This is a genomic window from Pseudomonas fluorescens group sp. PF-69 (assembly GCF_054481235.1).
Map to the genome: position 1 here is coordinate 6,052,030 of NZ_JBTMNC010000001.1, position 22,338 is coordinate 6,074,367.

19 protein-coding genes are annotated in these 22,338 nt (G+C 60.6%); 10 read left to right on the forward strand and 9 right to left on the reverse strand.

The window, feature by feature from the left end; genetic code table 11:
- Window positions 1–575: 575 nt before the first annotated feature.
- On the forward strand, window positions 576–1,721 hold the full coding sequence (locus tag ACX3YF_RS28220; protein ID WP_130207657.1) for a M14 family metallopeptidase: 1,146 nt from the start codon (window positions 576–578) through the stop codon (window positions 1,719–1,721).
- 76 nt (window positions 1,722–1,797) lie between these two features.
- On the opposite strand, the gene ACX3YF_RS28225 is transcribed toward ACX3YF_RS28220, so the two are convergent.
- The 3 genes from ACX3YF_RS28225 to ACX3YF_RS28235 form a co-directional block, all read right to left on the reverse strand.
- The gene (locus ACX3YF_RS28225) at window positions 1,798–2,637 is read right to left on the reverse strand and encodes a hypothetical protein (protein WP_130207689.1); all 840 of its coding nucleotides are present in this window, start codon (window positions 2,635–2,637) and stop codon (window positions 1,798–1,800) included.
- Window positions 2,638–2,947: 310 nt separating this feature from the next.
- Complete coding sequence (locus ACX3YF_RS28230) at window positions 2,948–3,493, reverse strand: cytochrome b (RefSeq protein WP_130207691.1); 546 nt, start codon at window positions 3,491–3,493, stop codon at window positions 2,948–2,950.
- A complete protein-coding gene (locus ACX3YF_RS28235; RefSeq protein ID WP_448646300.1) occupies window positions 3,490–4,575 on the reverse strand; it encodes a catalase family peroxidase in 1,086 nt (361 codons plus the stop codon). The genes ACX3YF_RS28230 and ACX3YF_RS28235 overlap by 4 nt, the downstream gene beginning before the upstream one ends.
- Before the next feature lie 164 nt (window positions 4,576–4,739).
- Here ACX3YF_RS28235 and ACX3YF_RS28240 point away from each other — a divergent pair, with 164 nt between their 5' ends.
- The 4 genes from ACX3YF_RS28240 (at window position 4,740) to ACX3YF_RS28255 (ending at window position 8,907) form a co-directional block, all read left to right on the forward strand.
- On the forward strand, window positions 4,740–5,246 hold the full coding sequence (locus ACX3YF_RS28240) for an RNA polymerase sigma factor (protein ID WP_130207695.1): 507 nt from the start codon (window positions 4,740–4,742) through the stop codon (window positions 5,244–5,246).
- On the forward strand, window positions 5,243–5,995 hold the full coding sequence (locus ACX3YF_RS28245) for an anti-sigma factor family protein (RefSeq protein ID WP_130207697.1): 753 nt from the start codon (window positions 5,243–5,245) through the stop codon (window positions 5,993–5,995). Before ACX3YF_RS28240 ends, ACX3YF_RS28245 begins: the two co-directional genes overlap by 4 nt.
- Before the next feature lie 335 nt (window positions 5,996–6,330).
- On the forward strand, window positions 6,331–7,461 hold the full coding sequence (gene zapE, locus ACX3YF_RS28250; protein ID WP_288099789.1) for a cell division protein ZapE: 1,131 nt from the start codon (window positions 6,331–6,333) through the stop codon (window positions 7,459–7,461).
- A gap of 135 nt (window positions 7,462–7,596) precedes the next feature.
- The gene (locus tag ACX3YF_RS28255; RefSeq protein WP_448646297.1) at window positions 7,597–8,907 is read left to right on the forward strand and encodes a leucine-rich repeat-containing protein kinase family protein; all 1,311 of its coding nucleotides are present in this window, start codon (window positions 7,597–7,599) and stop codon (window positions 8,905–8,907) included.
- A gap of 129 nt (window positions 8,908–9,036) precedes the next feature.
- Here the strand turns inward: ACX3YF_RS28255 and ACX3YF_RS28260 are convergent, their stop codons facing one another.
- On the reverse strand, window positions 9,037–9,741 hold the full coding sequence (locus ACX3YF_RS28260; protein WP_090323589.1) for a YebC/PmpR family DNA-binding transcriptional regulator: 705 nt from the start codon (window positions 9,739–9,741) through the stop codon (window positions 9,037–9,039).
- Window positions 9,742–9,958: 217 nt separating this feature from the next.
- Here ACX3YF_RS28260 and ACX3YF_RS28265 point away from each other — a divergent pair, with 217 nt between their 5' ends.
- Window positions 9,959–11,383, forward strand: a complete 1,425-nt coding sequence (locus ACX3YF_RS28265) for a type VI secretion system Vgr family protein (RefSeq protein ID WP_448647699.1) — start codon at window positions 9,959–9,961, stop codon at window positions 11,381–11,383.
- Window positions 11,384–11,386: 3 nt separating this feature from the next.
- Here ACX3YF_RS28265 and ACX3YF_RS28270 read toward each other — a convergent pair whose 3' ends face one another.
- The gene (locus ACX3YF_RS28270) at window positions 11,387–12,778 is read right to left on the reverse strand and encodes an FAD-dependent oxidoreductase (protein WP_454837956.1); all 1,392 of its coding nucleotides are present in this window, start codon (window positions 12,776–12,778) and stop codon (window positions 11,387–11,389) included.
- A 70-nt stretch (window positions 12,779–12,848) separates the two neighbouring features.
- On the reverse strand, window positions 12,849–14,174 hold the full coding sequence (locus tag ACX3YF_RS28275) for an MFS transporter (RefSeq protein ID WP_047527566.1): 1,326 nt from the start codon (window positions 14,172–14,174) through the stop codon (window positions 12,849–12,851).
- Window positions 14,175–14,443: 269 nt separating this feature from the next.
- Between ACX3YF_RS28275 and ACX3YF_RS28280 the strand changes: the two genes are divergently transcribed.
- Entirely contained in the window at window positions 14,444–15,316 is an 873-nt protein-coding gene (locus ACX3YF_RS28280; protein ID WP_130207707.1) for a LysR family transcriptional regulator, read from the forward strand.
- Between the two features lie 22 nt (window positions 15,317–15,338).
- Here ACX3YF_RS28280 and ACX3YF_RS28285 read toward each other — a convergent pair whose 3' ends face one another.
- A complete protein-coding gene (locus tag ACX3YF_RS28285; RefSeq protein WP_458974677.1) occupies window positions 15,339–16,202 on the reverse strand; it encodes a LysR substrate-binding domain-containing protein in 864 nt (287 codons plus the stop codon).
- Between the two features lie 109 nt (window positions 16,203–16,311).
- Between ACX3YF_RS28285 and ACX3YF_RS28290 the strand changes: the two genes are divergently transcribed.
- The 3 genes from ACX3YF_RS28290 to ACX3YF_RS28300 all read left to right on the forward strand — a co-directional run bounded on the left by ACX3YF_RS28290 (window position 16,312) and on the right by ACX3YF_RS28300 (window position 19,128).
- On the forward strand, window positions 16,312–17,421 hold the full coding sequence (locus ACX3YF_RS28290; RefSeq protein WP_458974678.1) for a 2-aminoethylphosphonate--pyruvate transaminase: 1,110 nt from the start codon (window positions 16,312–16,314) through the stop codon (window positions 17,419–17,421).
- Between the two features lie 153 nt (window positions 17,422–17,574).
- Complete coding sequence (phnX, locus tag ACX3YF_RS28295; RefSeq protein ID WP_130207713.1) at window positions 17,575–18,402, forward strand: phosphonoacetaldehyde hydrolase; 828 nt, start codon at window positions 17,575–17,577, stop codon at window positions 18,400–18,402.
- A gap of 180 nt (window positions 18,403–18,582) precedes the next feature.
- Window positions 18,583–19,128, forward strand: a complete 546-nt coding sequence (locus tag ACX3YF_RS28300; RefSeq protein ID WP_458974679.1) for a cytochrome b — start codon at window positions 18,583–18,585, stop codon at window positions 19,126–19,128.
- A 72-nt stretch (window positions 19,129–19,200) separates the two neighbouring features.
- On the opposite strand, the gene ACX3YF_RS28305 is transcribed toward ACX3YF_RS28300, so the two are convergent.
- Both ACX3YF_RS28305 and ACX3YF_RS28310 read right to left on the reverse strand, forming a co-directional pair.
- Window positions 19,201–20,127, reverse strand: a complete 927-nt coding sequence (locus tag ACX3YF_RS28305; protein ID WP_130207717.1) for a 1-aminocyclopropane-1-carboxylate deaminase/D-cysteine desulfhydrase — start codon at window positions 20,125–20,127, stop codon at window positions 19,201–19,203.
- 44 nt (window positions 20,128–20,171) lie between these two features.
- Window positions 20,172–22,211, reverse strand: a complete 2,040-nt coding sequence (locus tag ACX3YF_RS28310) for an oxidoreductase (RefSeq protein WP_448646294.1) — start codon at window positions 22,209–22,211, stop codon at window positions 20,172–20,174.
- Between the last annotated feature and the right edge of the window lie 127 nt (window positions 22,212–22,338).

Sequence of the window (22,338 nt, forward strand, 5' to 3'; positions counted from 1 at the left end):
CGATATCAGAAGAATGTCCGCTGGCATGGGCAGCCCGGCATCATTGGGGCGCACCACCAAAAAATAGCACTTGAGAATCAATTCCACAGTCTCTAAGCTGCGACAGCGTCAAGGAAGACGCCCCCGTTTTACATCATCTGTCTGCCCCCCGTTCCTTGTCTCTGCGATGACCTGTCTTGCCGTCACCCTCAGGTTGAAGCGGGTATGCAGGCGAGGATGCAACACCCTCGCCCTCCTGACCTCAATACACCACGATATGCGAATCCGCCCGTAACGGGTCAGGCCGCACACCTCATGCCCACGGCGCCAAAGCGGGTTGAGATCGGGGCCGGCTATATAGAGGGGCAGGCTGCATGGAGCGCACCAAACGAAGAACGCGTAGAAATGCCCCCATTCTGCAACTCGATAGCCTCAAAACAGTGCTGGTGGTAACACGGATGATCGCTACGCTGAGAAGGAGCGCTTCGTGGCGGACACGGGCCCCGCAGGAAGGGTGAAACGTTTTTTCAGTCGCTCCTAACCCCCTTCTCTTGCGTGTAAAGTAGCCGCCATAAAATCTAAACAGGAACCCAACCGTGGCTAAATCCTCTCTCGACATCAGTGCCAACTTCGACAGCGGCAACATTGAAGTGCTGGACATCAGCAACCCGCTGCAGGCGCTGCTGGCCATCAAGCCCGACACCCGCAGCCAGCATTTTCAATGGTTCCACTTCAAAGCCAGCGGCCTGCATGTCGGACAGGAGCACTGGTTTCGCCTGAACAATGCCAGTAAGTCCTCTTACAACAAGGCTTGGGACGGTTATCAGGCGGTGGCGTCCTACGATCATGTGAACTGGTTTCGCGTACCGACCATCTTCGAAGGCGACTGCCTGCGTTTCAGTCTTGAAGCGACCCAGACCCACGCCTGGTTCGCCTACTTCGAACCCTACAGCCGTGGCCGTCACGACTGGTTGATCGAGCAGGCGCTGACCAAGGCCGGCACGGAACTGCTGGCCACCGGCAAGAGCGTCGAAGGTCGGGACATTCAGCTGTTGCGCAAAGGCTCGGGCGCCGAAGGCCAGCGCAAGGTGTGGATGATCGCCCAGCAACATCCCGGCGAGCATATGGCGGAATGGTTCATGGAAGGCGTGATCGAACGTTTGGAAAAACACGATGATCCGGTACTGAACAAGCTGCTGGCCAGTGCCGACCTGTACCTGGTGCCGAACATGAACCCGGACGGTGCCTTCCACGGTCACCTGCGCACCAACGCCATGGGCCAGGACCTGAACCGCGCCTGGCAGAGCGCCAGCCCGGAAATCAGCCCCGAAGTCTTTTTTGTACAGCAACAGATGGAAAAGTACGGCGTCGACCTGTTTCTCGACATTCACGGCGATGAAGAAATCCCCTACGTGTTCACCGCCGGCTGCGAAGGCAATCCAGGCTACACACCGCGAATCGAAAAACTGGAAGAGCACTTTCGCAATCATCTGAAGCACCTGACCAAGGACTTCCAGACCAAACATGGCTACACCCGCGACGAACCGGGCAAGGCCAACATGACGCTGGCGTGCAACAGCGTGGGTGAGAAATTCGATTGCCTGTCGCTGACCCTGGAAATGCCGTTCAAGGATAATGATGATCATCCGAACCCGCTGACAGGCTGGTCGGGCAAGCGGTCGAAGCAGTTGGGGAAAGATGTGTTGACCACGGTGGCCGAGATGGTTGATACGTTGCGCTGATCAACTCGTTGGCTGCATGCATTGCATGCAGCCATTCCACTTTTTATGAGTCATGTCACAGTAAAAATTATAATAGTTAATCAACAACTACATTACTGCGCTGAGAAACCACTCCAGCGGGACTTACCGCTTTAACATAGTAAATCCACTCTCTGCTACTTTTACTCGTGGTAAAGACCAACCCGGTGGTGTCGCCAATTTTAGTTCCTGATGGAATCATAGTATTCATTTTATAAATTTCATAACGGACGCTTGGTTGTGTTAAGGCTTGCCAGGCGAACGAAATAGAGGTGGCCGTTGAACCTGTTTTCCGAAATTCTGTTGGCGCCGGAGGTGGGCCATACTCGGGACGCCCACAGATGTAAGCCACTCGTCCTCCAACCACCCGCCGACCTCGTATATATTCGCCCTCTGGGCAAACGTAGGTGCGGTCAATATCGCCCGTGGGAGGTATATGGCTTGTATCTGGAATTAGCACGGGTGTGGAGTCCGACTGTATAAGACTTACGCAGATGATTCCCCTTAGGTTAAATGTAATTGCCTCCCCGGCTTGAACCTTATTATCGGGACACATCGACATAGCGCCAGAGATTCGTTCTGAGTCAGCAGGACGCAAGTTTTGACCTTGAAACTGAGGCGTCACACACCCGACAAAGTATTTTTCGCGAAGCGCTTCATACTTGTCGCCGGCCATCACCCCGCTGTTGCCCATGCATGACACAGTAAATGGATGTTCAAGAGGACCGAGCCATACGATAGTCTGGCTCACATTACTGGCCTCGGGGCTTGGCGCCAAAGACGGCACGGATTTCGACTGATTAACAGATGAACATCCCCCCACCAATACAGCTACTGAAACAACCCACAGTATATTCAGAGCGCACTTCGCATTCGTCCATCGTGTTAATCCAAACATGATCATATTCCTTCTTGTATCCAAATTATCTGAAGCCACACCGCTATTCACACAGCAGTTAAAAACCATTGGATCAGCATTTGTAAAAGAAAGAACCTGTCAAAAGTAACAGTGCCCTATATTTTATTTATACTGTTTGGCAATAAAAATCCCTAACGAACATTCACCTTGGCACCACCAACCAAAGTTACGTTTCGCTGATAATTTTTAATATCAAAAAAATCGCAGCCTCCGGCAGCTCAGGTATCCATATTCTTCTGAGCTGCCGGAGGCTTGGACTGCATTCGGAAGAGCTTTTTTCAAACTGCGACTAACCGCGATCCTTGCCCCGCAACATGCTGTCCAGCACGTCATCCCGACGCACCCAGCCATGAAACAGCGCCGCAGCCAAATGCAGCAACACCGTCAAGAACAGCAGATAAGCCAGATACCCGTGGGCCTTGCGCAGGAAGGCAAATACTTGCGCGTTGGCCGGCAGGATCGACGGCAATTGCAACGAACTGCTGAGCATCACCGGTTCGCCCGAGGCCGAAATCATCGCCCAGCCCAGCAGCGGCAATATCAACATCAGGGCGTACAGCAGCACGTGGGAGGCCTTGGCCGCCAGCGCTTGCCAACCCGGCAAGTCCGCGGGTAACGGCGGCTGTTGCGTGGAGAACCGCACGAGCAGACGCACGATCACCAACAGCAGAATGGCGACGCCCAAGGGTTTGTGCAGGTGAATCAGCCATTCATGACGCTCGGACACCGAGGCCACCATGCCTGCGCCGATGAACAGCATGGCGATGATCATCAGCGCCATCAGCCAGTGCAGCAGCCGCGCCAGGGGAGCGAAATGGTTCGGTTGGGCGCTCATTGCTTGGCCTCCTGTTTGGCGGCGGGTAACTGGCTGACTTCGCTGGTGCGGCGCAGGTAGGAATTGGCGTAACCGGCCGAACGTGCGGCGAGCAACGGGTCGTCGGAACCTTCGATCCCGGCTGGCAATACCAACGGGTCGTAGTTGATGTCACGGCACTCGCCACTGAGCTGCGGCTGGGTGCTTTCAAGGACCAGGGTGCCGGCGTTCAGCACCTTGCGTCCGTCGGGCCAGGCCTTGCTCGCGTCGTTGACCGGGTCGCCGGGGTTGGCCAGGGTGATGTTCAATTGCCAACGCAACGGCCCTGCGGCGATGCGTTGAACCAGGTCTTTTTCCAGATAATCGCTGCCCTCCGGGGCCGTCGCGCCCGGTGCATCTTGAGCCACCGGCACCATGCTCCAGCGCACCGCCTGCCGTTGTCCGGCGGCGTTCACCAGGTAAAACGCGTTGACGCTGTTGTAGGTTTCCGTCACGTAACTGGCCGACGGCTTGGCGGTCTTGATCCAGGCCAGGAACGGTGCGGCTTCAGGGTGCGAGCCGAAGAACGCCGGCACCGCCGCCGGGTTCGGCTTGCCGGTGGCCGGGTCTGGCGACTGGGCTTGTTGCAATTGATAGAACGCCTCGGGCGTGCCCACCGGAAACACCGGCATGCTGTTCATCCCGGTGCGCCATTGCTGGCCGTTGGCCTGGGTGAAGCGCAACGCCAGGCTGCGGATTGGCACGGCACTGTCCGGCGCATAAGGATTACCCGCCGGCAAGGCGAAACGCCCGACCACCGGGGTCCGCGCTTCGTTGAACACCTGTGCCGAGGAGTAACTGCGCGCTTCGCCGCTGCTCTCGAAATGGCCGATCACGCACACGCCTTTGGAGTGATTGCGCCGGAACCCTGGGTGCACGCCGTTGTTGGTTTCCAGCACATTGATCAGCTTTTTCGGCGTCAGCCGTTGTGGGTCGAGGGTGCCGTTGACGTAGGCAAACGCCCCAGCCACAACAGCGACGACCACGGCAATGCCCGCCAGGCGCATCATCAGGCTCGCGGTACTCAGGGGTGGCCGGGTGGGCGGTGTTGATCGATCTACCATGAAGGACTCCAGGGCCATCGGCCACAAGTGAGAAGAACCAGACAGACGATCCCCCCGAGGGTTTATTCCATCGTTCGGTATTTATTTTTTCCGGCGTGGAATAACCTCGATTGCCATGCGTCTTCCTGGACACTCACCACAGCGTAGTGACTGGTCAGAACTTCATGAATGATATCGACGAACAATTGCGGGAAATTATTCCCAGGCTTCGCCGCTTCGCCGTATCGCTGACGCGAAATCCCAGCAGTGCCGACGATCTGGTGCAGTCGTGCCTCGAGCGGGCACTGTCGGCCTGGGGCGACAAGCGGCCCGAGGGAGACCTGCGTGCCTGGCTGTTTTCGATTCTCTATCGGCAGTTCCTCGACGCTCACCGGCGCTCCCGACGCTATGCACGAATGCTCGAGTTCTTCACCGGACGCGACGATGCGCAGCCCTCGGCAGAGCGCACGGTGATCGCCCAATCGACACTGAACGCCTTCGACCAACTGCCCACCGAACAGCGCGCACTGCTGCTTTGGGTATCGGTGGAAGGCCTGAGCTACAAAGAGGTCGCCGAGATTCTCGATGTCCCCACCGGCACGGTGATGTCCCGTCTGTCCCGGGCCCGCCAGGCCTTGCGCCAACTCAGCGATGGTGAAATCAACCGCCCTTCCCTGCGGAGACTCAAATGATCAGCATGCCCCCCAGCGAGCGTGATCTGCACGCTTATGTCGACCACCAACTCAGCGATGACGACCGACGCCTGGTGGAGACTTATCTCTCCGGCAACGCGCCCATTGCCGAGCAGGTGCGCGCCTGGCAAAAGGACGCCCAGCAACTGCGCGCAGCCCTGAGCGGCGCCCTGCAGCAACCGGCCAACCCGGACCTCGATCCGGTGATGATTCGTCAACGCCTCAAACGCCAGTCCCGTCGTCACCTGGCCAGCGCCGCTGTATTGCTGATCGCCGTCGGCATCGGCGGGGTCAGCGGCTGGCAGGCACGGGAGATGACCCTCGCCAGCGCCCCGCTGCCCATGACCGATGCCCTGCAGGCCTACCGACTGATTGCCCAGCAAGGCATCCTGCCAGCCGACTACAAGGTCAGCACCGACGGCGACATGCAAGGCTGGCTCGACCGCTACTTCACCCAGGCCAATCGCCTGCCCGATCTCTCGGGCGCCGGGTTCAAACCGGTCAGCGGGCGTTTGCTCAGCACCGAGCAAGGGCCGGCGGCGATGGTGGTCTATGAGGATCAGGGCGGGCACAAAATCAGCTTCTACGTGCGCCCGCCGGGGCCGAAAAACTTCCTGCTGCCACGGGGCAGTCGGCGTGATGACGGCTTGCAGGCCGAGTACTGGTCAGGGGGCGGCTACAACTATGCGATGGTCAGCCCGGCGGATACGCCGGCGGCGCAGATGCTCCAACAGACAACTCAGTTCTGAGCGCCACATCAATCCCGTAGACGCTGGCCTGGCAGCGTCTGCCGGGTTTCGCATACGTTTTCTCTTTCAGCGTTGCCCACGTAGATCTTCGCGTTGCAGTGGACCACCTGACGGCCCAGACAAAAATGTATCCACGCCCAATTGAATTGATTTTGTAGGGCCTATATCGATTTTCTACAGAACTCCAACTCAAAATAAGTTGTACACACCGCAGTAATCCGTCCAAAAAAAAAACCAGCATTCCATCGACATAACTGGAAGCAAATTCTCCCCTCTGGGTACACTATGGCGCCGCCGCGCGGGAGCCGGCCTGAAGAGTATGGGGTGACATCACAGTGGCCGTTCGACCGCCCAACCGTTCGCGTCTCGCACCGCGCTGGCCGTCGCTGCGCCGCCTGTTCGGCAAGGCCTCGGCTGCGCCCGCCCATGGAACCGCAACCGGCCGGGTCATCCACGATTACTTTCACCGCAAGGCTCATGCGCAGGGCTACACCCTCAGTCACAGTCAGCAGCGCGTGATCGACTGCATGGCGCAACACGCCACAGCACTGCTGGGCAGCGCGGCGCCCCCCTTGCCCGGCCTCTATCTGCACGGCGCCGTGGGTCGCGGCAAGAGTTGGCTGCTCGACGGCTTTTTCCAGGCCATTCCCCTCGAACAAAAACAGCGCCTGCACTTCCACGAGTTTTTTGCCCGGTTGCATCAGGGGATGTTCAGCCATCGCGATCAACCGGACGCGCTGGCGACCACCCTGGATGATTTGCTGTGCGATTGCCGGGTGCTGTGTTTCGACGAATTCCATGTTCATGACATCGGCGACGCGATGCTGATCACGCGCCTGTTCAAAGCGCTGTTCCGTCGAGGCATTCTGCTGCTGGTCACCTCCAATTACCCGCCGGAGGGTCTGTTGCCCAATCCGCTGTACCACGCGCGCTTCAAACCGGTGATCGACCTGATCAACGCGCGCATGCAGGTGATGGAGGTCGGCGGGCCACACGACTACCGCAGCCAGGCCAGAACTCACACGCATCAACTGTTTACCCAGGGTCAATACATCTGGCCCGGCACAGCGTCGCAGCGTCAGGCATCCAACCTGCCACCCGCCGACGCACCGGCCATTGCGCTGCCGGTCGGCCCTCGCCACCTGCCCGCCCGTTTCTGCGAAGACCGCACCATCGGTTTTACCTTCACCGATCTGTGCGAGCAGCCCACGGCGGTCATGGATTACCTGGAGCTGTGCCGACGATTCGATCACTGGATCATCGACGAATTGCCCAACCTGGCCGACTGTTCAATCGCCGCCCAGCAACGCTTCATCAATCTGGTGGACGTTTTGTACGACCAGGACAAGCATCTGGTGCTGATGGGGCAGCATTCATTGCGCGAAAGCCTGGACGGCGATGCCATCGACCTGGCACGTACCCGCAGCCGCCTGGGGCAGTTGGTGGAGGTCCGGGAGCCGGCCTGATCAATCCCACATTGGGTCCGCGCTCGATTAAACAACTGGGTCGACTGCGGGCTCGCTCGCGAAAGCGGTCTGACCGACAACACTCATTCCCGTTATCATGCCGGCCATTCATTTGATCGATGGCGAGCCCCGTTCATGCACACCCTTGCACAATTGCGCGCCGGTACACTGGCAGGCATTACCCGTCTGGACCTCAGCTGCGGCCTGACAGAGTTCCCCCGGGAAATCTTCGACCTGGCGGACTCCCTGGAAGTGCTCAACCTCAGTGGCAATGCCATGAGCAGCCTCCCGGACGACCTGCATCGCCTGACCCGTTTGCGCGTGTTGTTCTGCTCGGACAATCTGTTTACCGAACTGCCGGCCTGCGTGGGCCAGTGCGCGGCGCTGACCATGATCGGCTTCAAGGCCAACCGCATCGAGCACGTGCCGGGCGCCGCGTTGCCACCGCTCCTGCGTTGGCTGATCCTGACCGACAACTGCATCGGCGAACTGCCGACGGAGCTGGGCGAGCGCCCCTACCTGCAAAAACTGATGCTGGCGGGTAACCGGCTGCAACGCTTGCCGGAAAGTTTGCGCAATTGCCATCGGCTGGAGCTGATCCGCATCGCCGCCAACCAGATCAGCCAATTACCCGAATGGCTGCTCGCGCTGCCGAGCCTGACCTGGCTGGCGTACGCCGGTAACCCGTTGGAAACCGAAGCCGACGCGGCCGCCCTGGCAGCCACGGCGAGCATCCCCTGGTCGCAGTTGCGTCTGGAGCAGCTCCTGGGCGAAGGCGCTTCGGGGTTGATTCATCGGGCGGCATGGGCACGACCGGGCCACGCGGACACGCAAGTCGCGGTCAAACTCTACAAGGGCGAAATGACCAGTGATGGCTCGCCGTTGCATGAAATGAACGCCTGTATTACCGCTGGCCTTCACCCCAACCTGATCCGGGTCGAAGGCCGGGTAGTCGATCACCCGCAAGACACCGCCGGGCTGGTGATGCAACTGATCGAACCGAGCTACCGCAACCTTGCCGCGCTGCCGAGCCTGGCGACCTGCAGCCGCGATGTCTACGCCGAAGATACCCGGTTCACGGCCGATGTCGCCTTGCGCATTGCCCGTGGTATCGCCTCGGTCGCCGAGCACTTGCACCGCCAGGGCATTACCCATGGCGACCTCTACGGCCACAATATTCTGTGGAACGCGCAGGGTGATTGCCTGTTGGGGGACTTTGGCGCGGCGTCTTTCCATGCCACGCAGGACACCCTGGAAAGCCGTGCACTGCAACGCATCGAAGTCAGAGCGTTCGGGGTTCTGCTGGGGGAATTGCTGGAGCGGACCGACTCGGGGTTGAGCGCCGAGGGGCGTCTGCGGCTGGAGGATTTGCAGCAGCGCTGCTGTCAGCCTGATGTACTGGCGCGACCGGGGTTCGACGAGGTTATTCAACTGCTGAAAGATTGATGACCGCTGCGCGGTCAATCGCGGGCCAGCCCGCTCCCACAGTGTTCAGCGTCGTACGCATTTTTACGAACGACACAAATACTGTGGGAGCGGGCTGGCCCGCGATGGCGGTGTTACTGGAATTACAACTTAACCCGCCAACCCGACAAACATGTCTTGCACGTCATCATGGTTATCGAGGCCTTCGAGGAAGGCTTCGACTTCAGCCATCTGCTCGTCGCTCAGGCCGCTGACCGGGTTCTTCGGCTGGTAGCCCAGCTTGGCCGACAGTACGGTGAAGCCTTGTCCCGGCAGGGCTTTCTGTACTGCGTCCAGATCCGCAGGCTCGGTCAGGAACAGGGTCGCGCCGTCTTCGCCCGGCTCGAAATCCTGAGCGCCCGCTTCGATGGCGGCCATTTCCGGATCGGCGTCCGGGGTGTCCGGCGAGGCTTCGATCATGCCCACGTGGTTGAAGTCCCAGGCCACCGAACCGGAAGCGCCCAACTGGCCCTTGCGGAATGCGACGCGGATTTCAGCGACGGTACGGTTGATGTTGTCAGTCACGCATTCAACGATCAGCGGCACCTGATGCGGTGCGAAGCCTTCATACGTCACACGATGGTATTGCACGGTTTCGCCCAACAGGCCCGCACCCTTCTTGATGGCGCGATCCAGTGTTTCCTTGGGCATCGAAGCTTTCTTGGCCTGTTCAACCACCAGGCGAAGGTGTGCGTTGGTGGCGACATCAGCGCCGTTGCGCGCAGCAATGGTGATTTCTTTCACCAGTTTGCCGAAGATCTTTCCCTTGGCGTTGGCTGCCGCTTCTTTGTGTTTAACCTTCCACTGTGCGCCCATTACTCACTCTCTTGTCTGTGGCGCCGAGACATCTATTGGCCGACGCATCGCGCAAGTTTACCCGGCCTAAAGTTGGCAATCGACCAAAAATTCTGACCTCGAATCGACAAGTTCACCGGCAGTTGTAGGGCGATTCTGAAACTCCTGTTTGCGATGACCATTAAGGGCTGTGGTTTCGTACCCTCTGCAGCCGTACTCCATGGCAGAAGCGCGTCCGATGCATAACGACAAGGAAAGTCCCTTCACCCTGACACTGCTTGACGACGATTTGAGCCTGCAGGTCGTGCAGTTCAGTGGCCGAGAAGCCCTCAACCAACCCTATCGATTCGAGATTGAAGTGATTGGCCTGGCACCGGCCATGCCGCTGCAACAGCTACTGCACCAAGCGGCGTTCCTGAGCCTTGGGCATGGCCAGGGCATTCACGGCGTACTGCACAACGTCAGTCGCGAACATCGCGGCCCGCACCGGGTCGGCTACAAACTGGTGCTGGGCCCCTCCCTGCAATCGCTGGACCGACATCGTTGCCGACGCATTTTCGAGCCGTCCAGCGTGCCCATGATCCTGCAGCAGTTGCTGGCCGAACATGAGCTACCCGATAACAGCTATCGCTTCGAACTGACCAATGGCCACTATCCTCTGCGACCGTTTTGCATTCAGTACGAAGAAACCGACCTGGCCCTGCTGCAACGGCTGTGCGAGGAGGAAGGCATTCACTATCACTTCGAACACCACCGTCACGGGCACGTTCTGGTGTTCGCCGACGACAGCCTGAGTTTCCCTCAGGAACCGTTGTTGATGCCGTTCCGGAGCGATGCACCCGATGACAGCAACCCATGGCGAATCAGCGAGCTGTTCCAGCGTCACGATTCACGGCCCTTCTCGCCAAGGCTGGATACCCGAGACCGCGGCGCCATGGACACCGACGACGGCGCGGCCAATCATGTCTTTACCCAAGCCATGGCGCCCATGGCCCGCCCCGCTCCCGAACAGCGCCACCGCGATCAACTCGCTCGCCGGCACCTGGAGCGCTTGCGATGCCGGCAAATGCAGATTCACGGCCAAAGTAATCACGGCGAACTGCGCAGCGGCTGCATCGTGCAGGTGACTGAGCACCCACTAACCGGTTTCAACGATCAATGGTTGGTGACCCAGGCGCGTCATCAGGGCGAGCAGGGTTCGATTCTGCAGCACGGCACCTCGGGCGCACCCAGGCGTTACCGCAATCAATTCAGCGCGATTCCCTGGTCAACGGTGTTTCGTCCGGCGCTCGAACAGCCCAGGCCGCGTATCCCCGGTTATCAGCCAGCGCGGGTGCTGGGCCAGACCGGGCAGCAGTCGGCGCTGGATGAGCAAGGTCGCATACAGGTGAGTGTGTGGCCTGCTACGGACAATGAAACCGCAGAAGGCGTGGGCCTCTGGCTGCCCGTCGCGATGACGGGCGCCCGCATCGATCCGGGCCGCTTGCCCATGGCCGGCAGCGACGGCTGGGTCAGTTTCCTCGACAGCGATCCCGACCGCCCGGTGTTCTGCGCCAGCACGGGACACCGTTCCACGCCTCGACCCGCCCGGCGCCATGAGCCACGGAACGATAGCCGTCTGCTGCTCGACTGGTTGATCGACCCCACCGATGCCGAGTCCTGAGCCTCACCCCTTGTCAGCCTTGCCGGCCGCCGCCGCGAACCTGGCCAGGCGCACGTCCAGATGCCGGGGCCGCCGCCCGTGGTCCTCGGCGCGCTCCTTGCGGCGAATGGCGTTGCGCACCATCAGCGAGCCAAGGTAACGAATCGGCTCCGGCGGGAAGAAGCCCAGCGGTCCGTTGACCAGTGGCGAGCGCGTCCAGGGATTGTCCAGGCCCTGGACCATCGAAGCCAGAATCTGCCCGCCCATGTGGCACGGCCCTACCCCGCTGCCGGAATAGCCAAAACCATAGAACAGGTTACCGCTGGCACTCATCTGCCCGAAGAACGGCAACCCTGTGACCGAGCGATCCGACGGACCATTCCAGGTTGCGTCGACCTTGACGTCGGCAAACGCCGGGAAGAAGTCCGTCAGACTGCTGCGCAGCAGACCGGCATAAGGCGATGGCTGATCGAACACCGGCAACATGCGCCCGCCGTAGGCGAACGTGTTGCCGCCCTTGCCGAGCATGATCCGGCCGTCCGGTGTGTTGTGGTAGTAGTGCACGAAAATCCGCGAATCGAGCACAGTGACACCGCTGGTCAAACCGATTTCGTCGAGCAGATCGGGTCGTGGTTCGGTGATCAGCATGTCGCTGGAGACGATCGCCACGCTGCGTTCGAACGGTGGGAATGCCCGTGCCATCCAGGCATTCATCGCCAGCACCACACGGTCGGCGCGAACGCTGCCATTGGCGGTCTGGATGACGGCCGGCTTACCTTCCTCCAGCCCGGTCATGGCGGTGTTTTCATGAATCCGCACGCCAAGCTGCAAGGCCACCCGGCGCAAACCGCGCACCAGTTTGCCTGGCTGCACGCTGGCGGCGGCCGGGGAAAACCAGCCTTCCAGGTGCCTGGTAGAGCCGGCCATGCGCTGTACATCGACCAGCGGCCGCTGGCTGAAGGAGTTGATGCCGTTGCGCTCCAGCGCGGCGATCACCGCGTCGGTCGAGCCGACCTGAGCACGGTTGGTCGCGGTGTAGAGGGTGCCATCGAGGCGGTAGTCGGCGTCCACCGCATACCGTTCGCAGAAGGCCCCGATCGCGTGGATGCTGCGCTCGGATTCCTTGACCAGCCGCACCGCTTCTTCAGCGCCGAACAGGCGTTCAAGGGTGAAATACTTGGCCGACCACGACAGCGCACAACCACCGTTGCGGCCACTGGCGCCGGCGCCACAGATATCGGCTTCGATCAGCACCACTTCCAGGCCGGGGTTCTGCTCCTTGAGCATGATGGCGGTCCATAACCCGGTGTAACCGCCGCCGACGATACAGACGGCGGCGCGGATGTCGCCTTGCAGCGCCGGACAGGTTTCGCACGTCTCGGTCTTCAAGGCCTGCTCCAGCCAAAAGGGTCTCATGGGATCACTCTCCATTCGATAGTCCACACGCCAGCCTGCCGCAAACGCAGCAGGCGGCGACGGACAGGGTTCAGGTACGCAGGGATTTGACGCTTATCGGCCGGTTAGGCACGAGGGGATAGTGGGTTCGCAAGCCACCGGGGCGGCTGTTCCAGTGCGGGATCAACACCAGTGCGGAGAACATCGCGCAGCCAGCGAAGACAATGAACACCGTCACGGTGTCGAAATAACCAGGCAGCAACCCGCCAAGAATCGCCCCGACCGAGCCGCAACCGTTGACGAAACCGGCGGCGGTCGCACCGGCCTTGGCAGTGCCGAAGTCGATGGCGGCCGCGCCGCTGATCATCGAATCCGGTCCATAAAGCGTCAGGCCCATGACAAACAGCAGCGCCACTACCAGCAGCACACTGCCGGTGTGCAGGGCACCCATGAACAGCGCGAGCGACACGGTCAGCGCCAGCAGACTGAGCACACAGGCGGGCATACGTCGGGCGCCGAACACTTTGTCGGAGGCGAGGCCGATCATGATCGGTCCGAGCAACCCGGCCAGTTCGAACGCCGTCGGAATGATCGCCGCGCCGACCTTGCCCACCGAAGGCATCTGTTCGAAAACGATCACCGGGCCCCAAAGCAGAATCGCATAGCGCGCCGGCTTCAGCATGAAGTACGCGAGGCCGAGCACCAGCACCGTACGATTGCGCAGGATTTCCTTTAACGGCTCCAGGACGCTGATTTTGCTTTGAGCCTGTGCCTCTTCAGCGGTCAGCTCGGGCTCGGGCTCCACAGCCGGCAAACCGACGTCTTCGGGTTTGTTGCGTTGAAAAATAAAAAACAGCACGGCGACCAGCCCAACCACCGCCGCACTGGAAATGAACGCCGCATGCCAGCTGCCGATGAGCGTATAGGCCCACCAACCGGCAAAGGGCGATGCCACCAGACCGCCAAAGGCGTAGCAGGAACTCCACAGGCCCAGCACTCGCCCGCGCTGCTCGGCGGGATAGAAACTACCGAGGTTCTTGCACAGCCCCGACCAACCGGTGGACTGCGCCAGGCCTTGAATCAACATGCAAGTGGCGAAAATCGGCAACGTGGCGAAACTGCCCATCACCAGCGCAGCCGCCGCAGAAATCAGCAAGCCGCCCAGCACCACGACCCGCGGGCCGAAGCGATCGGCCAGGATGCCCCAGGTGAATTGCCCGATGGCATATGCGGTCAGATAGATAGCATCGAGGTTGGCCATGGCCATTTTGTCGAGCATGAACGTCGGGTCTTCGCCAATCCCGAGTTTTGCAACAGAGAATGCTTTGCGAGTGAAGTAGAAAGCGGCGTAGGCGAGCCAGGTGATCGCGAAGATCTGCACGCGCCAACGTTTGATGGTGCCGATGTGCTTGTTCATTGTGGTTCTGACCTCAGGGTGTGAGTGTGCCGGCAGAATTGAAAGAAAACGCCTGTGTTTTTTATTGTTGAGCACTGCGAAATCACCTTGTCCCTGTGGGCGATTCCGGTCAGATGAGTCCTGTTGTTGCACGCACAGGCTCATGGCACCCGCTGCTGTTCGATTGACCAGTCACCGGGGCTGAGGTGGATAAAAACAATTACTGATTAATAAGTGAAATCGATTTATCGTATTTCAAAAATAAGCTCAGCTTGTTACTGGAGATTCGCATGTCGGTTTCCCACGCCCAACTCAAAGCCTTCCACGCCGTGGCCGTGTACGGAAGCTTTACCAAAGCTGCCGAACGACTGTTTCTCACACAACCGGCCATTTCCGACCAGGTGCGCAAACTCGAAGAGCGCTACGGTGTGCTGCTGTTCCACCGTAACAAGCGCTCCGTGCGCCTGACCGACCTGGGCGAACGCTTGCTCGGCGTCACGCAGAAATTGTTCGTGATCGAAGCCGAAGCCCAGGAGCTGTTGCAAGACTCCCAGGCCTTGCAGACCGGCAGCCTGGTTCTGGCGGTGGACGCGCCGGTGCATGTGCTGCCGCAGATCGCCCGATTCTGTGAGCGTTATCCGGGGATCAGCGTGAAGATCGAAACCGGCAACACCGATGAGTCGCTCTTGCGGCTCTTCAACTATCAAGCCGATCTGGCGTTACTGGGCCGTGATGTCAGTGATGAACGTCTGCTCTCGTTGCCCCTGCGCAACGACCCGATGGTGGCGTTCGTGTCGCGCAATCACCCATGGGCCGATCGCAAGTCCATCTGCCTGGCGGACCTGGACGATACGCCGCTGGTGCTGCGGGAAATCGGTTCGGTGACGCGGCAAACGCTGGAAGAAGAAATGGCTGGCGCTGGCTTCCGCATCCGCCCGGCCATTCAGGTCGAAGGGCGGGAGGCGGCGCGAGAAGCGGTGGTGGTCGGGATCGGTGTCGGCGTGGTGTCGGCAGCCGAGTTCGGCGCGGACTCGCGTGTGTGTGCATTGCCGATTACCGATTGCAAACGGCGGTTGACCGAGACGCTGGTGTGCTTGCGCGAGCAGAGTTCGCGGCGGGTGGTGGCGACGTTTCTGGAAATGGTGCGCGAGAGCCTGAGGTAGGCAGGTCTGGCCCCATCGCGGTTTATCGGCCTGGCACCAACTCAAAAAACGCCTGGATCAAACGCAAATCCCGGCGCCGTTCCATGCACCCCATCATGTGCCGGTTCACCAACCCCTCGCCAATGATCGGCACCGCCGCCACCCGGGGATCGTGGCTCACCTCTACCGAAGACACCACGCCCACGCCCAACTCGGCGGCCACCGCTTCAGTCACCGCTTCGCGACTGTCCAGCTCCAGCAACACCCTTGGGTTGACCTGGGCATGGGCGCACGCCTGATCAAAGGTGCGCCGGGTTATCGAACTCGGCTCACGCAACACCATGATCACCTGATCCAGTTCCTTGAGTGTCACGCCATTGGACCGTTGCGCCCACGGATGACCGTCGGGCACCAGTGCGCAAATGCGTGACTCGCTGAGCGCTTGCAGATGCAGCCCCTTGCGCGGCTCGACTTCGGTCAGCACCGCCACGTCGGCATGTTCGGACAACAGCGCCGCCAGGGTTTCCTGAGCATTGCCCAGGCGCAGGTTCACCGTGATGCCCGGATAACGCGCCCGCAGGCTCGCGAGCATCGGCATAACCATATGCGGGCCGTCCGCCGCCACTTCCAGGCGCCCGGTCAGCAACTGCCGGTTGGCCTCCAGCATCGCCTGTGCTTCTTCGGCCAGGCCGAACATGGCCCGGGTGATCGCCGCCAGTTTGGTGCCCTCTTCCGTCAACTCCACCCGTCGCGCGGTGCGGCGCAACAGGCTGATCTGGTAGTGCTCCTCCAGCGCCTTGATGTGCCCGGTGACCGCCGGTTGACTGATGAACAGCCGTGCGGCCGCCCGGGTAAAGCTGCCCTCGCGGGCCACGGCGTCGAAAGCACGCAGCTGAAACAGATTCATGAATAAGCCTCACTGATGGCTGGCATAACAACAAACAATTTGATTGATAACTCGGCAAATTGCAATTTAGGCCCCGTAGCTTCATCCCATCGATTGCGAGGACACGAGAATGAGTACTGCCGCCCCCATCCTGCTCACCCCTGGTCCGCTGACCACTTCAGCACGCACCCGTCAGGCGATGATGGTCGACTGGGGTTCATGGGATGAGCGCTTCAACCAGTTGACCGCCAGCCTCTGCGAACAACTGCTGGCAATCATCAACGGGGGCGCCACTCATCACTGCGTGCCCCTGCAAGGCAGCGGCACCTTCGCGGTCGAAGCGGCCATCGGCACGCTGGTACCGCGCGACGGCAAAGTGCTGGTGCTGATCAACGGTGCCTACGGCAAACGCCTGGCGAAAATCTGCGAAGTGCTCGGCCGCTCGTTCAGCACCTTCGAAACCGCCGAAGACGAACCCACCACCGCCGCCGATGTCGAGCGCCTGCTGCGAGCCGATGCCGGCATCACCCACGTCGCGCTGATTCACTGCGAAACCAGCACCGGTATCCTCAACCCGCTGCCGGAAATCGCTCGGATCGTTGCGCAACACGGCAAACGCCTGATCATCGACGCCATGAGCTCCTTTGGCGCGCTGCCGGTCGACGCGCAACAGATACCGTTCGATGCGCTGATTGCCGCTTCCGGAAAATGCCTGGAAGGCGTACCTGGGATGGGGTTCGTTTTCACTCGCAAGGAAGCCCTGGCCAACGCGGCCGGCAACTCGCATTCGCTGGCGATGGATCTGTTTGACCAGCACTCCTACATGGCCAAGACCGGCCAATGGCGCTTCACCCCGCCGACCCACGTGGTCGCGGCGCTGCACGAAGCCCTGCTGCAATACAACGAAGAAGGCGGCCTGCCGGCCCGGCACCAGCGCTACGCCGCCAACTGCCAGGCGCTGATGGAAGAGATGGGCAAACTGGGGTTGCGCAGCTTCCTGCCGGCCGCCATCCAGGCACCGATCATCACCACGTTCCACGCACCGAAAGACCCACGCTACCAGTTCAAGGAGTTCTACGAACGGGTCAAGGCCAAGGGTTACATCCTCTACCCCGGCAAACTGACCCAGGTCGAAACCTTCCGCGTCGGCTGCATCGGTCATGTCACCCCGGCGCAGATGCGCGAAGCGGTGGCGGCGATTGGCGACGTGCTGCGCGAGATGGAAGTGTTAGAGATCTAAGCCACACCGCCTTCCCCTGCGGGAGCGAGCTTGCTCGCGATGAGGCCCTGTCTGTCGACTTCATGAGTGGATGTCAGACCCAATCGCGAGCAGGCTCGCTCCCACAGTCACCGCATCGCCCCTATTAGCCAGTTGCCACAGGACTTGATCACCATGAACTACACCAACCCAAACAAACTCCAGGCCGCCATCCTCGACTGGGCCGGCACCGTGGTCGATTTCGGTTCTTTCGCGCCGACGCAGATCTTTGTCGAGGCCTTCGCCGAGTTCGACGTCCAGGTGTCCATCGATGAAGCCCGTGGCCCAATGGGCATGGGCAAGTGGGACCACATCCGCACCTTGTGCAATCAGCCGGAAGTCGCCGAGCGCTACCGCACTGTGTTTGGCCGCACGCCCACCGACGATGACGTCACCGCCATCTATGAACGCTTCATGCCGCTGCAAATCGAGAAAATCGCCGAGCACTCGGCGCTGATCCCGGGTGCACTGGACACCATCGCCCACCTGCGCCAGCAAGGGATCAAGATCGGCTCGTGCTCCGGTTACCCGAAACAGGTCATGGACAAGGTGGTCGAACTGGCCGCCACCAACGGTTACGTGGCCGATCACGTGGTCGCCACCGACGAGGTACCGAATGGCCGCCCATGGCCGGCACAGGCACTGGCCAACGTGATAGCCCTGGGCATCGACGATGTCGCCGCCTGCGTGAAGATCGACGACACCGTGCCAGGCATTCTCGAAGGTCGCCGCGCCGGCATGTGGACCGTGGCGCTGATCTGTTCGGGCAACGCCCTGGGCCTGGACTACGAGGGTTATCGCGCCTTGGACAGCGATAAACTCGACAGCGAACGCAAGCGTATCCATGCGCTGTTCGAAGGCTCGCGCCCGCATTACATGATCGACACCATCACTGACTTGCCGGCCGTGATCGCCGATATCAACAAGCGCCTGGCCAACGGTGAAATGCCACAAGCCCACTGATTGCCATACCTCCAAAAACAGCGCCAGTGTCTGAACGGAACCGGCGCTTTTTGCTGTCAATCAGATGAACCAGTGCTCCCGTGACCGATCGCCACAGGCAAACACGGTGAAACAGGATTACAGTAAAAGCACACCGTCGAAGAAGAACGGTGGCTTGAGCTGACCTGTGAGGAACACCGTATGCCATGGAAAAATTCCGATTCGCGCTATAGCACCGTCTCGATAGCGCTGCATTGGTTGATGTTGGTTTTGCTGGCGTTGGTTTATGCCTGCATAGAATTTCGCGGGATTTTTCCCAAGGGCAGTGGCGGGCGAACACTGATCGTGGAATTGCACTTCATGCTCGGCCTGACCGTGTTCGTTCTGGTCTGGTTGCGTTTGTTTGCTCGCAGCCTGGGCCCGGCGCCGCAAATCTTCCCGGCCTCCCCTCGGTGGCAGACGGTGATGGCCAGGCTGATGCACTGGGCGCTGTACCTCTTCATGATCACCATGCCGATTCTCGGCTGGCTGGTCACCAGTGCCAAAGGCAATCAAGTGATGTTTTATGGTATCGACCTGCCCATGCTGATCGCTGAAGACAAAGCACTGGCCAAACAAATCCAGGGTTGGCATGAACTGGGCGCAACCATCGGCTATTGGCTGATTGGCCTGCACGCGTTGGCCGGGCTTTATCATCACTACGTGGTCGGCGATAACACCTTGCTGCGGATGATGCCCAAACGGTGAGCCGCAATTCCTGAGACCCGCAATACCTGAATGTGGGAGCAAGCTTGCTCCCACACTGGTTTCTGATGCCCTTCAGTGCTGCGAACCGAACCCTCGCAGGCCCTGCAAGCCACCGGTATGGATGAAGATCAGTCGCGTCCCGGGAGCAAACCGGCCCGCCTCGACTTGCTGTTTGAGCGCCAGCAACGCCTTACCCGTGTACAGCGGTTCCAGAGGAATGCCGCTGGTTTGCCCGGTCTTTTCGATGAATTCGAGCAACGGCGGATCGACGCGGGCAAAACCGCCACGACTGGCGTCGAACAGTTCATAAACTGCTGTGGTTTCACCCGCTTCTTCAACGATCCTCTCGACCTGCTGCGCGACCCCATGATCGTCGGGCACCGCCAACGCGCCGTAGACCGGATGATCCCCCGCTTCAGCCAGCACCAGGCCGGCCAGGGTCGTGCCCGTTCCGCAGGCCAGCCACCAACCGTCATAGTCGCTCCAGCCGACACTGGCCAGCTGCGCAGCGACCTGCCCTCTCAGCGACATGCAGCCGAGCGCGCCTGGCAAACCACCACCGCCTTCCGGTACCGGGTGCAGTGTCGGGTAGAGGGATTGCCACGGCTGCCAGAAACCCGCTTCATGCCGCGCGCGATAGCCGCCATAACCGAGCCAGTGCAGCTGCATGCCGAACGCCTGCAAGTCTTTCACGGTGGGCGTTTGCTGAGGATGTCCGCGCAGCAGGCCGACCGTGGCAAAACCCAGGCGCTTGCCGGCGGCGGCCAGCGCGTGAAGGTGATTGGAATGCGCACCACCGAGGCTGATGATGCCCTCGGCACCCGCCCGGTCAGCGGCATTGAGGTGTTCGATGAGCTTGAACCATTTGTTGCCGCTGATCAGCGGGTCGATCTGATCCAGGCGCAGGATGGCGACTTCGATTCTGGCGATGCTGAGCCAGTCGAGTTGCAGTGGTTCGAGGGGGGCTTGGGGTCGCCAGTTTGCGGGAGGAGAAAGCATTGATGCCGGCCCAGGAAAAAGAGCCGGCATCTTAGCAGCTGCGATTACAACTCAGCGGCCAACCGCGAACCCTGATTGATCGCCCGCTTGGCATCCAGCTCCGCCGCGACGTCCGCACCACCAATCAAATGCACGTTCTGCCCCGCCGCGACCAGGCCTTCCTGCAACTCGCGCAACGGGTCTTGCCCGGCGCAGATCACGATATTGTCCACCGGCAGCACTTGCGGCTCGCCGGTTTCGCCGATGCGGATATGCAGACCTTGGTCGTCGATCTTCAGGTATTCGACACTGTTGAGCATCTGCACCTGCTTGTTCTTCAAACCGGTACGGTGAATCCAGCCGGTGGTTTTGCCCAGGCCGTCGCCGACCTTGGACTTCTTGCGTTGCAGCAGGAACACTTCACGGGCCGGGGCATGGGGCGTGGCCTTGATCCCGGCGACACCGCCGCGCGCTTCCAGGTGCGTATCGATGCCCCATTCTTTCCAGAATTCATCGCGGTTCAGGCTGGTGGACACGCCCTGGTGAACGAGGAACTCCGACACATCGAAACCGATACCACCGGCGCCAATCACCGCGACACGTTTGCCCACGGGCTTACGCTCGAGGAGCACGTCCAGGTAACTCAGGACCTTGGCATTCTCGACACCCGGAATCGCCGGGGTTCTTGGCGCAATGCCGGTCGCCAGGATGATCTCGTCGTAACCGCCCTCGACCAGTCTTGCCACATCCACACGGGTGTTCAGGCACAGTTCGACGTTGGTGGTCTGCAACTTGCGGTTGAAGTAACGCAGGGTCTCGTTGAACTCTTCCTTGCCCGGCACTCGCTTGGCGACGTTGAACTGGCCGCCGATTTCGCTGGCCGAATCGAACAGCGTCACTTGATGGCCGCGCTCGGCCGCTACGGTCGCGGCGGACAATCCCGCAGGACCGGCACCGACCACGGCGATTTTCTTGATCTGCTTGACCGGCACATAGTTGAGTTCGGTTTCGTGGCAGGCACGCGGGTTGACCAGGCAACTGGTCAACTTGCCGCCGAAGGTGTGGTCCAGGCACGCCTGGTTGCATCCGATGCAGGTGTTGATTTCGTCGGCGCGGCCTTCAGCGGCCTTGTTGACGAAGTCCGGGTCGGCGAGGAACGGCCGCGCCATCGAGACCATGTCGGCATCGCCTTCGGCCAGAATCTGCTCGGCGACTTCCGGGGTGTTGATGCGGTTGGTGGTGATCAACGGAATGCCTACCTCCCCACGCAGCTTGGCCGTGACCTTGCTGAACGCCGCACGCGGCACCTTGGTGGCAATGGTCGGAATCCGCGCTTCGTGCCAGCCGATCCCGGTGTTGATGAGGGTCGCACCGGCCTGCTCGATGGCCTTGGCCAACTGCACGATTTCTTCCCAGGTGCTGCCGCCTTCCACCAGGTCGAGCATCGACAGGCGGAAAATGATGATGAAGTTCGGACCGACCGCTTCGCGCACCCGGCGGACGATTTCCACCGGCAGGCGCATGCGGTTTTCGTAGCTGCCGCCCCAGCGGTCGGTACGGTGGTTGGTATGAGCGGCGAGGAACTGGTTAATGAAATACCCTTCGGAGCCCATGATTTCGACGCCGTCGTATTCGGCCTGTTGCGCCAGGGTCGAACAGGTGACGAAATCGCGGATCTGCTTCTCGATGCCGTCCTCGTCAAGCTCTTTAGGCTTGAACGGGTTGATCGGCGCCTGAATGGCGCTTGGCGCGACCTGTTTCGGGCTGTAGGCATAACGGCCGGCGTGAAGGATCTGCATGCAGATCTTGCCACCCGCCTCGTGCACCGCGCGCGTCACGATCCGGTGCTTGAGCGCTTCTTCTTCGGTGGTCAGCTTGGCGGCGCCGGAATACACCCCGCCCTCGTCGTTCGGACCGATGCCACCGGTGACCATCAAGCCGACACCCCCACGGGCACGCTCGGCGAAATAGGCCGCCATGCGCTCGAACCCACCCGGTTTTTCTTCGAGGCCGGTGTGCATCGACCCCATCAGGGTACGGTTGCGCAACGTGGTGAAACCCAGGTCCAGCGGGGCCAGCAGGTGCGGGTAATGGGCGGCGGTCATCGGAAACTCCACATCGAGCGATCACGGGAAAAATGCGGAAGCTCTCGTGGCCCCCGTCAGTCATGTTCGACAGACTAAGAGCCGAGTCGTTGTCACTCAATGACCATAACTGACAACTTATTGATCC